Raw genomic sequence first — 11314 nt, forward strand, 5'->3', positions numbered from 1 at the left:
TTAGTTCTCGTTTGTTATAGAATTAAATTTTACTTTAAAGGTTTATTATCGATGCCTAAATGTTTTGCCATGTCCATTGCACGCGCTAATATTCCTTGTTCTTGGTCATTTGCCACACCCTTTAATTGGAAGATTAAAGAAGCAACACTTAAGTTTTTGATGTCTTCAGATGAAATTTTGTATTTCTCAACCATGTTCATCACCTTTCCGATAAGATTTTCATCACCATCATTGCTTAATAAAGCTTCCTTCACTATTTGAGCATTTTCACTGTGTTGAATGAATTTGTCAATTCCCTTACCAGCAGAAACTTGTCTAACCACATTGTCGAAGAATGAATTATCACCACCAACAATGTCAATATTAGCTGTTTTAAATGCTTCAGCTAACACGCTAGCTTGTGCTTGAGCAATATCTTTTTGGATTGAGATTTGAGCTAATTCTACTTCTTTTTCTTTGGCTAACGTTAATCTAAATTCTTCATGCTCTTTACCAGCATCGTTTAGTTTTTTCATAGCTTCTGCTTTTTCAGTGATTCCAGCTGCTTCTGCAAATGCTTTTTCTTTGATTACTTCAGCTTCGGCTAAACCTTCTTGTTTATTAGCTGCTGCTTTTTTCTCTATTACGTTTGCTTCTACGAAACCTTGTTTTTCCATAGCTTCAGCTTTAGCGTGCATTACTTGAGCTTCAGATAAACCAACAGTAGCTTCTTCTTTAGCTTGAGCTTCTGCAATAATTTTACGAGCATCAGCTTCTTTTTCGGCAGCATCACGTTTTGCTTGTGCTTCAATAACGTATTTTTGAGCATCTTTTTCAGCAGATTGTTTACGAGCTTCAGCAGCGCGAGTTAAAGTGATTAAGTTCTCTTCTGCTTCACGAGAAGCAACAATTAATTGAACTTGTTTCTCTCTTTCTGCACCTTTTAAAGCTTCGACATCTAAGATATTTTGTTGTTCTTCTACAACTGTTTTTTCTTTAACTAAACGTTCGCGAATTACATCTTGTATGTTTTTCTTTTCAACTTCGACCGCTTTGTCTTTTTCGATATCTGCTAAAGCAACAACTCTTTCTCTTTCTGTAGCTTCTAACATTCTGTCTTTTTGAACTCTTTCTGTTTCAACTAATTCAGCTCTTTCTTTATTTTTTGAGGCAATAACAACCTGTCTTAGTTTATTTTCTTCTGCTACTTGAAGTGTTTCTTCTGTTGCAATTCTAACAGATTCAGATTTTAACCTTTCTTCTTCTGCAACTTTTAGTATTTCAGCATTTTCTCTTGACTGAATATTAGCAATCTCTCTTCTTTGTTTTTCTTCTTTTTCTGCTAATTGCTTTTCTAATTCAAGAATTGTTTCTCTAGCTTCAACATCTTGTTTTTTGATAGTTTTCTCTTCATCTCTACGAACTAAATTAGCTTTAATGTTTTGTGTAGCAGTTAGTTCAGTAATTTTTTTGATACCTTCAGAATCTAAGATGTTATCTTTATTAAGGTGTTGTAAAGAAGTTTGTTCTAAATAATCTATTGCACAATCATCTAAAACATACCCATTTAAGTCGGTACCAATAATATTTAGAATTTCTTGACGAAACTCAAGTCTTGCTTCATATAATTCGATAAAATCGAATTTTTTACCCACTGTTTTTAAAGCTTCAGAAAACTTAGCTTCAAATAACTCTCTCAAAGTTCCAATATCAGAGGCTCTTTGGCAACCTATAGTTTGTCCTACATTTACAATATCATCAACCGATTTATTAACACGAACAAAGAACGCTACTTGAATATCTGCACGCATATTGTCTTTACAAATTAAGCCATCTTTGCCTTCTCTAGATATTTCTAATTTTTTTACAGAAATGTCCATGTATTCTAAACGGTGAATAACGGGAATAACAACTCCAGCATTAAAAAATACTTTAGCACCACCATAACCAGTTCTAAGAAGAACAACTCCTTGAACGGTTTTTTTGTACATGGATAAAACCCAGAAAATTAATCCTAAAAATGCAATTATAATTATTGCAATTGTAATGTAAAATGTAGTCATAAATTTATTTTTAATTATTTTATTATGATAGTTAAGTTTTTAAATTTCGTATGATTTTTCAACAAAGTAAAATTTTTTATCTGGATTTTCATGCACAATGCAAACCTTTTCTCCTTCTTTTAAAAGAGAGCCATCTTTGCTTTTTACTAAAAGTTTTATAGGATCTTTATTGATAAACAATTCTAGCATGCCTAGTTTGTCATTTTCAATAGTGGATTTTAACTTTCCAATTCTACCTAAATAATCATAGGCAATTTCTCCTTTGTGATTAATTTCTTTAAAAATAGGTTTTAAAGGCATACTGATGTATTTTGTAATAAATAAACTTACTATAAAAGCAGGAAGAATAGTTATAAAATACACCCAATAAGGTAAGGGAATTAAATAGCTTATATTCACATTAATTAACCAAGTGAATAATAAAACAAGTGTTAAAAAAAAAGTTATTGGTATAATGTCTAGATTCAAAAATTTCAAAAATTGAATAAAAGATGAAGGATCATTAGGTACTTCTACCATTCCATCAGGAGTATCTAATTCTGTGTCAATATCTGTATCAAAATCAACATCAAATTCTCCAACTCCTGATAGTATTGTAAAAACCCAATATAAGACACTTATAATTAGCAGAATAGAAAGAATACTATTTGCAGGGTTGAAAGAAAAGTCTATTAACTCGTCAAAACTCATTAGTTTTTATTATTGAATTGTTCTTTTAATTTTAATAACTCATTTTCTGCATGTGCATCAGATGTATCTACAGCAGCATTAATTTCTTGATCGATACTTTTTGAATTATCAGCAATATGCCCGTATGCATCTGCAAGTGCTTCTTGTTGTAATACCTTATCTTTCATTTTTTCAAGCATGGAAATAGTGCTATCAGAATCTATTTGTGTCATTTTTTTGTTAATATCTTGTGTCGCTTGACTCACCTGTACACGAGCTCTAAGTGTTTTTAATTCACTTTCCCATTTAGATATAGTTGACTTTAAAGAATTAATGTTGATTTGCATTTTTTCAACATCACTTTCTAATTTTTGTTGTTCATTGTCTGCAATTTGTGCATCAAGCAAAGATTGCTCTTTCTTTTTTAATGCTTCCTTAGCAAGACGATCTGCTTCTTCTCCTGGCATTTCTTCTTTAATCCCTTTTTGTACCAAAAGCATGGCTTTATTTTGATAATCTTCGGACTGATTAATTAATGCTTCTTTTTCGTTTTTTCGCCTTATTGATAATGCTTTAACTTGTGCTAATGCTTGAATACTTTGATCCAATTGTTCTTTCATTTCTCGAATGCCTTGTTCAGTCATTTTTATTGGGTTTTCAAGGCTATTAATGGCTGAATGCGCTTCTGCTTTACCAATTCTAAAAAGTCTTTTAATAATGTTCATAATATGAATGAATTATAATGTTAATACTGTGTTTTTTTTGAATTATTTGAAAATCAGAAATAATATTTTAATTAAAAAACAAACTATATAAAAAATAAGATGAATCATTTGAATTTAATTTGTTAGTTAGTTTTTATTGCTTTATTTACTAAATAAAATCATTTCTGAAGAGTATTCACTTATAAGTAAACTCAGTGAATTAATAGTAGCAATTAATTCATTTTGATCTAAATTTTCTGTTTGAAGTGTATCTCTGAAAATTACTTTCTCTCCAGTTTCATCAATAACAAAAGCTCCATGAACAATGTCTCTATTTTTAATTAATAACTGTTTATAGACATTTTGCTGATTATTTTTGCAACGAAATAAAAATTGTTCCATGATTAATATTTGAGGGGCAATAACAATCATCATATTTTTTATTCCTTCATTTTCTTTTTCGATGATAAATGTTTGATGCTCTTCGCTTTCAAAATGAATATTGTATTCTAATTCAAGCAACCAACTTTTAACTTTACCATATAACTTCGACTGTTTCATAAAAAGAGAATTAGTTTGTTAATAAAGCAAATTTATATAAAAAAATCATTATTGCAAATATTTTTAGCAAAAAAATCATTATTAGTTTGTATATTTGCTAAAAATAATAGCGTAATGACATATTTTGGGACTAACTTAAAAAAAATAAGACAGATAAAAGGACTAAGCCAACAAGCTTTTGCCGAACTTATTGATTTGAACAGAGGAGTAATAAGCTCTTATGAAGAAGGACGTGCAGAACCAAAAATTGAAACTCTCTTAAGAATTGCTAATTATTTTGGTATTCCTACAGATGATATCATTTCGAAACCATTAACTGTAAATCAGTTAGCTAATTTTACTTTAATTGAAGAAAGTATTCCTAGTTTAGGAATTGAAAAAACTATTGATTTTAAAGAGCTTACATTAGAGGGTGAAAAAAAAGATATTCAAATGCAAAAAATATTTGCACAATTTGATTGCATCTTTTTTGTTGATGAAGATTTGTCTAATAAAAGTATTTTCGAAAAGGAAGCAATGTTGTTTTTAAAAGAAATTAAAAAAGAAGCAAAAAAACACAATAACTACTTAACTTTAAATAAGGGAGTTGCTTCGATTTCTGATACATTTATTTCTGATACAGTAAATTATGCAATTGTAGGGGTTTTAGGAAGTAATTTATATGGAGTTCAAAAAACTATGTTACAACGAATAGAATTATTAGAAAAGAAAGTTTTTGGTAATTAAAATCTCTTAATTGTTTTTTGTTAGTAGAATTAGCCAACAAAATTTAAAAACTGTCTGTATATCTGTATATTTTTTTAACTTTGGAAACTAATTTTTAAATAAATCTAAACCTTTAGATTTATTCTATTTTACCTAGACAGAATGAATATCAAAATCATCAATAAATCACAACATCCGCTTCCTAATTATGAAACAATTGCTTCTGCAGGAATGGATTTAAGAGCTAATATAACAGCACCAATAACATTAAAATCTTTGGAAAGAACAATTGTAAAAACAGGACTTTTCTTAGAGTTGCCAATTGGCTATGAAGCACAAGTTCGTCCACGTAGTGGTTTAGCTGCCAAAAAAGGAATTACTGTTCTTAACTCACCAGGCACCGTTGATGCAGATTATAGAGGAGAAATTGGAATTATTTTAGTTAACTTGTCAAATGAAGATTTCATAATTGAAAATGGAGAAAGAGTCGCTCAATTAATTATTGCCAAACATGAACGTGCCGAATGGATAGAAGTAGAAGTACTTTCTGAAACTTCTCGTGGTGAAGGTGGTTTTGGTAGTACAGGGGTGAAATAAAGTTAGTTTTTTTGAGTTTTTAAAGTATTAAGTTAGTGCATTAGATTAATAAATATGAAATTTTGAGTAAATGTATATATAAATCCATTCTTATTTTAGTTGTAGTTTCTACTATAGGTTGCTCAAATAATGAATCTAATAGTAATGAATTAGAGCAAAGAACTTTTTTTATGGGAACAACACCTTGGCCAGCAGACTTAACCATTGAGGAGGTTGACAAGACCTATAATTTTATAAATGAGCATTGTGATATTATTGCACATCATTTTGACGAAGGTATTCCTTATGAAGAAGCTTTTAATCAAACTGTAATGCCTCAAGAATTATTGGAAAACATTAATACTCGAAAAACGAAAACTAGTAGCAATACAAAAGTTTTCTTAAGTGTATCCGCATTATCTATTACTAGAGTAACGAAAGCTAAATATTATGAATCCGCTACAACCACACAAACAATAAAAGATAATTGGGAACAATTACCGTTTGATGACGAAAATGTTGCAACGGCTTATTTTAATTATATGTGCTATTTAATAGATGAATTTGATCCAATTTATGTAAATTATGGTGTAGAAAGTAACGGTCAATTTTGGAATCCAATAGAATTTATAAAATACAAACAGTTTTTAGGTGAAGTATACACACAATTAAAAGTAAAGTACCCAAATATTCCTTTTTTTATAAGTTTTATAGTAGATGAAAGTAATATAGGTTTTGATTATGCGAGTCAATTAATTCAATATACAGATTTAATTGGAATAAGTGCTTATCCTTATGCTTCGATAAGCTCTTCTCAAAGCGGAAATACCAATCCGGATAATTTTCCAGCTGATTATTTTGAAAAATTTATTGCATTAGATTTAAATAAATCCATTGCATTTGCAGAAACAGCTTATATTGCTCAAGATTTAGTGATTCCATATTATAATTTAAATAAACAAGGAAATGAAAATTGGCAAAAGAAATATTTAGAAAAAGTACTTAATTTGTGTCACTCGAAAAGAGCTAAATTATTTATATGGTTTTGTCCTAAAGATTATGACGCATTAATTACTACTTTTCAAAATCAAGGTCAAAATGATATTGAAACAGAAAGTCTATTAAAATTATGGAAAGATACAGGTTTTATGGACGAAAGCGATAATCGCAGAGCTTCCTATAATAGTTGGGTGTCTTGGGTTAGTAGAGAGAAAATAGAGTAGAAATAGAACTAAAAAAAATAAAGAATGAAAATAATAGTTCCAATGGCAGGTCGTGGTTCACGTCTTCGTCCACATACATTAACTGTTCCAAAACCGTTAATTCCTGTTGCAGGAAAACCAATTGTACATAGATTAGTTGAAGATATAGCAGGTGTTTTAAATCAGCCTATTGAAGAAGTAGCTTTTGTTATTCACGAAAATTTTGGTAAACAAGTAGAAAAAGAATTGGTTGAAATTGCTCAAAAATTAGGAGCAAAGGGCACTATTTATTACCAGAATGAAGCTTTAGGAACTGGTCATGCTATTATGTGCGCCAAAGAATCTTTAAGTGGTCCAGCTGTGATTGCTTATGCAGATACTTTAATACGCGCAGATTTTGATTTAGACATTACAGCTGATAGTGTAATTTGGGTAAAACAAGTAGATAAACCAGAAGCTTTTGGTGTTGTCAATTTAAATACTGATGGTGAAATCATTGAATTGGTAGAAAAGCCAAAAGAATTTGTTTCTGATTTAGCCGTTATCGGGATTTATTATTTTAAAGATGTTTCTGTATTAAAAAATGAGTTGCAATCGGTCTTGGACAACAACATTATTCATGGAGGTGAATATCAAATTAATGATGGAATTAAACAAATGATGCAAAAGGGCATGAAATTTGTACCAGGAAAAGTAGACGAGTGGATGGATTGCGGAAACAAAGAAGTTACAGTTGAAACCAATACAAGAATGTTAGGATTTTTACATAATGATGGGGAACATTTAATTGATTATGAAGTAAAACAAGAAAATGCAACTATTATTCCACCTTGTTATATAGGAGAAGATGTAGTTTTAATCAATGCAACTGTTGGTCCAAATGTATCGTTAGGAAAAGGATGTCATGTAATTGATTCAGAGATTAAAAATAGTTTGATTCAAACACATGCTCATATAAAAAATGCCAAATTAGACAATGCTATGATAGGAAACCATGCTAGTTTTGATGGCAATTTTACAAGTATAAGTATAGGAGATTATTCCGTTTTAGAATAAATAAATTTTTATGAGTAAATTAAAAAAATACTTCTTTTTTATTCCGTGGATTACTTTTTGTAGTCTACAAATAGTATTTGCTCAAGAAAACCCAGAAGATATAGCATTAGCAGATGATAAAATTGAAAATAATTTTTATGAAGGATTGAAACAAAGAGCGATAGAAAATTATGATAAAGCAATTGTTGCGATAGAAAAGTGCATTGATAGCGATAATACAAATCCAGTTTTTTATCATGAATTGGGTAAAAACTATTTAGATTTAAAACAATATCCACAAGCAGAAGAAGCTTTTCAAAAAGCAGTAGATTTAAACCCAAAGGAACGTTGGTATTGGAACGGTTTATATGATGTGTATTACCAATCTAAAGACTATCAAAAGTCAATACCAGTGGTTATAAAGTTGATAGAATTTGATCCAAACATGAAAGAAGACCTGATTTCTTTGTATATGTATACCAATCAAAGAGATAAAGCTTTGGAATTATTAAAGGAAATGGAAAAAGAAATGGTCTTGAGTAAAACCATGGAATTCTATAAATTAAAAATTCAAGAATCAAATGAATATGCTAAACCAGAGAAAAATGAACTGGAAAAAGCAATTGAAAAAAATCCAAAAGAAGAGCAAAATTACATCGAATTAATGTTGTTGTATTCCAACAGTAATCAAGAAGAGAAAGCTTTTGAAGTGGCTAAAAAATTAGCTAAAGAGATTCCAAATTCAGATTGGGCTTTAGTTAGTTTATTTAAATTTTATCTTTTGGATAATAATGGTAAAGAGGCTTCCGATGCTTTACTCAAAGTTTTAAAAAACGACAAGGTAGATATGAAAATTAAGCAACGAATGCTTAATGAATTTTTATTATTTGTAGTAAAAACAAATACATTTGAACCAGAATTAATGCAAGCAGTTGATTATGTTTCTAACGACACCAGTATTAATTCACCATTAGAAATAGGTAAGTTTTATTTCAATAAACAGCTTTATGAGAAAGCAATTGTTTATTTAGAAAAAGGATTAAAAAAAGACCCAGAGGATTTTAATACAATTGTTCTTTTGATAAAATGCTTTGAAAATATTCAAAATTTTCAAAGTTTAGCAAAGCTTACAGAAGATTATATTGACTTATTTCCTACACAAGCTAATCTATATTATTACGCAGGTTTGTCAAATAATAAATTAGCAAACTATAAAAAAGCAAAAGGATATTTAGATACAGGATTAGAGTTTTTAGTGGAAGATATCGACTTGGAAATACAATTCTATATACAATTAAGTGTAGTATTTCAAAATTTAGGAGAAAAAAAGAAAGAAGAATTTTATTTGTTAAAAGCAAAAGAATTAGACAAAAAAAGAAAATAATGAGAAAGCTGTTTTCATTGATACTGGTTGTATTTATTTTTTCTTGCAAAAGCAAAAAAGCAATTACAGAAGAAGGTGTTGCAAATAAAGAATTATCAAGTATAAAAATAATTCAAGGTCATTATAAGAATGAAAAAGATTTTAAGACTATTGCTATTAGAGCCAATGCAAAGTATAAAGATGAAAGTCAATCACATTCTGTAAATGCTGATATAAGAATTAAAAAAGATGAAATAATCTGGATTAATGTAAAAATATTAGGTTTTCCAGTTGCTAAAGTTCTAATAACACCAGAAAAAGTAAGTTATTATGAGAAGTTAAACAATACTTATTTTGAAGGAGATTTTAGTGTATTAAGCAATTGGCTAGGAACTGATTTAGATTTTTATAAAGTACAAAACTTATTATTGGGAAGTCCTGTTGATAATCTTAAAAAGGAGAAATATGAGACAGAGATTGAGAACAATCTTTATAAGTTGTTTGAAAAAGAAAGAAAAGACACACAGAAAGAATTCTATTTTGAAGCCTCTAATTTTTTATTAAAAAAAGAAGCCTTAAGTCAAGTTAATAAGAATAGAGAACTAGAAATCAATTATCCTTCACATCAAAAGCAGATGAATATTTTTATTCCAAATGAAATTCAAATTAAAGCAATACAAAAAGAAGAGATTAATATTGCTCTGTTCTATAAAAGTATTACTTTTAATGAAGATTTGAACTTCTCTTTTTCGATTCCTGAAGGGTATGAAATGGTTACTATAGATTAATTGTACTTACAAACAAAAACAAATTATCTTTGCAAAAACAAATTAAAATGAATCGATTAATTATTTTATTATTCTTTTTCTTTATATCTATTGGTTCTTTTGCCCAATTAACGGAACAACAAAAGTTAGAAAATCGCAAAGAAGAAATTAATAAAGAAATTGCAGCTTTTAAAGCTTTATTAAAAGTTGAAAACAAAAAAGAAAAATCGGTTCTAAGTCAAATTGCAGAGCAAAATGCCAGGATTCGTCTAAGTGAACAGTTAATTAGTACTACGGCTAAGCAAATGCGCTTATTGGACGACGATATTTACCTCAAACAATTAGAAATTAACAAACTGAATAGAGAGCTAAAAATTCTTAAAGAGGATTATGCTAAAATGATTGTAAAATCATACAAAAGTAGAAACGATCAAAGTAGAATTATGTTTGTTTTATCTTCTCAAAACTTTTTGCAAGCCTATAAGCGAATTCAGTATATGAAACAGTATGCTAGTTTTAGAAAAATGCAAGGAGAAGAAATTGTTGAAAAGCAACAAAAACTAGTTGATGCAAAGAGAAAACAGCAGGCAAGTAAAAAAAGCAAAGAAAAAGCATTGGCACAAAATTTAGCGGAAAAAAAAGAGCTTGAAAGTCAAAAAGTTGAGCAAGAAAAATTGGCTAAAGAATTACAAAAAAATAAAAAGAAATATAGCGCAGAAATTGATAAGAAAGTAAGAGAACGAAAAGAAATAGATAAAAAAATAAAGAAGTTAATTGCTGATGCTATTGCTGCTGCTAATAAGAAAAATGAAAAGAAAACAGGTGTGAAATCATCAGGATCTTCTTCAAAATTTGATTTAACACCTGAGGGTAAAATAGTTTCTGATAATTTCAAATCAAATAAAGGAAAATTACCTTGGCCAGTAGAAAAAGGATATATACAGTTAAAGTATGGTAATTATCAAGATCCAGTTCATAAAAATGTAACACATTTAAATAGTGGAATTGAAATAGCAGCTCTTTCAGGAAGTAGTGCTAGGGCTATTTTTGATGGAGAAGTATTACAAGTACAAAAAATTAATGGAGATAAGAAAGCTATTTTTATTAGACATGGCGATTTTATTACAGTTTATTTAAATTTAGAAACCGTTAGTGTTTCTGTTGGAGATAAAATAACAATTAAGCAAAATTTGGGTAAAATAATGTCGGATAGTTCTGGAAAAGCAATATTAAAATTCATGGTTTATCAAAATTCAAATACATTAAATCCAGAACAATGGCTTTCAAATAAGTAAACTTTAACAAGAACGGCAGAAAAGATGTAACCACATTAACATAGCGGTGTCGTATATTTGTATTGGTTAATAGCAGTAATTTTTTCTACTCGAGAAAAAATTTGAAAAGCCGAAGTTTAGACTTCGGCTTTTTTTATTTTCAAAACATTCAAAAGGTATTTGTAAACTTTAACAAGAACGGCAGAAAAGTTGTATCCAACTATACAATGATCGGTCGTATATTTGTATTGGTTAATAGCAGTAATTTTTTCTACTCGAGAAAAAGTTTAAAAGTCGAAGTATTCACTTCGGCTTTTTTTATTTTCAAAACATTCAAAAGGTATTTGTAAACTTTAACAAGAACGGCAGAAAAGTTGTATCCAACTATACAATGATCGGTCGTATATTTGTATTGG

At 29.0% G+C, this 11314-nt stretch carries 11 protein-coding genes; 7 read left to right on the forward strand and 4 right to left on the reverse strand.

Features of this window, described 5'->3' with window-relative positions; genetic code table 11:
• Positions 1–29: 29 nt before the first annotated feature.
• The 4 genes from FIA58_RS08520 to FIA58_RS08535 form a co-directional block, all read right to left on the reverse strand.
• A complete protein-coding gene (locus tag FIA58_RS08520; RefSeq protein WP_140962056.1) occupies positions 30–2042 on the reverse strand; it encodes an SPFH domain-containing protein in 2013 nt (670 codons plus the stop codon).
• A 39-nt stretch (positions 2043–2081) separates the two neighbouring features.
• Positions 2082–2732: a hypothetical protein gene (locus tag FIA58_RS08525; protein ID WP_140962057.1), complete on the reverse strand. Its 651-nt coding sequence runs from the start codon at positions 2730–2732 to the stop codon at positions 2082–2084.
• Complete coding sequence (locus FIA58_RS08530) at positions 2732–3436, reverse strand: PspA/IM30 family protein (protein WP_140962058.1); 705 nt, start codon at positions 3434–3436, stop codon at positions 2732–2734. Before FIA58_RS08530 ends, FIA58_RS08525 begins: the two co-directional genes overlap by 1 nt.
• Before the next feature lie 141 nt (positions 3437–3577).
• Positions 3578–3976 carry a YbjN domain-containing protein gene (locus tag FIA58_RS08535; protein ID WP_140962059.1) on the reverse strand — a complete coding sequence of 133 codons (399 nt, stop codon included), beginning with the start codon at positions 3974–3976 and terminating at the stop codon, positions 3578–3580.
• 114 nt (positions 3977–4090) lie between these two features.
• Between FIA58_RS08535 and FIA58_RS08540 the strand changes: the two genes are divergently transcribed.
• From FIA58_RS08540 to FIA58_RS08570, 7 genes are all read left to right on the forward strand, one after another.
• Complete coding sequence (locus tag FIA58_RS08540) at positions 4091–4702, forward strand: helix-turn-helix domain-containing protein (RefSeq protein ID WP_140962060.1); 612 nt, start codon at positions 4091–4093, stop codon at positions 4700–4702.
• A 141-nt stretch (positions 4703–4843) separates the two neighbouring features.
• Positions 4844–5278 carry a dUTP diphosphatase gene (dut, locus tag FIA58_RS08545; RefSeq protein WP_140962061.1) on the forward strand — a complete coding sequence of 145 codons (435 nt, stop codon included), beginning with the start codon at positions 4844–4846 and terminating at the stop codon, positions 5276–5278.
• 62 nt (positions 5279–5340) lie between these two features.
• Positions 5341–6480: a glycoside hydrolase family protein gene (locus tag FIA58_RS08550; protein WP_140962062.1), complete on the forward strand. Its 1140-nt coding sequence runs from the start codon at positions 5341–5343 to the stop codon at positions 6478–6480.
• A 24-nt stretch (positions 6481–6504) separates the two neighbouring features.
• Positions 6505–7515, forward strand: coding sequence for a sugar phosphate nucleotidyltransferase (locus FIA58_RS08555; protein ID WP_140962063.1), 1011 nt, complete (start codon positions 6505–6507; stop codon positions 7513–7515).
• 10 nt (positions 7516–7525) lie between these two features.
• Positions 7526–8878, forward strand: coding sequence for a tetratricopeptide repeat protein (locus tag FIA58_RS08560; RefSeq protein WP_140962064.1), 1353 nt, complete (start codon positions 7526–7528; stop codon positions 8876–8878).
• Complete coding sequence (locus FIA58_RS08565; RefSeq protein WP_140962065.1) at positions 8878–9645, forward strand: DUF4292 domain-containing protein; 768 nt, start codon at positions 8878–8880, stop codon at positions 9643–9645. The genes FIA58_RS08560 and FIA58_RS08565 overlap by 1 nt, the downstream gene beginning before the upstream one ends.
• 47 nt (positions 9646–9692) lie before the next feature.
• Entirely contained in the window at positions 9693–10919 is a 1227-nt protein-coding gene (locus FIA58_RS08570; RefSeq protein WP_140962066.1) for a murein hydrolase activator EnvC family protein, read from the forward strand.
• Positions 10920–11314 lie beyond the last annotated feature (395 nt).

It is taken from the genome of Flavobacterium jejuense (assembly GCF_006491595.2).
Taxonomy (GTDB): Bacteria; Bacteroidota; Bacteroidia; order Flavobacteriales; family Flavobacteriaceae; genus Flavobacterium; species Flavobacterium jejuense.

Bases quoted from the DNA above. Each gene is read 5' to 3' on its own strand.
- FIA58_RS08520 (WP_140962056.1), bottom strand. From the start codon at position 2,042: ATGACTACATTTTACATTACAATTGCAATAATTATAATTGCATTTTTA.
- FIA58_RS08525 (WP_140962057.1), bottom strand. From the start codon at position 2,732: ATGAGTTTTGACGAGTTAATAGACTTTTCTTTCAACCCTGCAAATAGT.
- FIA58_RS08530 (WP_140962058.1), bottom strand. From the start codon at position 3,436: ATGAACATTATTAAAAGACTTTTTAGAATTGGTAAAGCAGAAGCGCAT.
- FIA58_RS08535 (WP_140962059.1), bottom strand. From the start codon at position 3,976: ATGAAACAGTCGAAGTTATATGGTAAAGTTAAAAGTTGGTTGCTTGAA.
- FIA58_RS08540 (WP_140962060.1), top strand. From the start codon at position 4,091: ATGACATATTTTGGGACTAACTTAAAAAAAATAAGACAGATAAAAGGA.
- dut (WP_140962061.1), top strand. From the start codon at position 4,844: ATGAATATCAAAATCATCAATAAATCACAACATCCGCTTCCTAATTAT.
- FIA58_RS08555 (WP_140962063.1), top strand. From the start codon at position 6,505: ATGAAAATAATAGTTCCAATGGCAGGTCGTGGTTCACGTCTTCGTCCA.
- FIA58_RS08560 (WP_140962064.1), top strand. From the start codon at position 7,526: ATGAGTAAATTAAAAAAATACTTCTTTTTTATTCCGTGGATTACTTTT.
- FIA58_RS08565 (WP_140962065.1), top strand. From the start codon at position 8,878: ATGAGAAAGCTGTTTTCATTGATACTGGTTGTATTTATTTTTTCTTGC.
- FIA58_RS08570 (WP_140962066.1), top strand. From the start codon at position 9,693: ATGAATCGATTAATTATTTTATTATTCTTTTTCTTTATATCTATTGGT.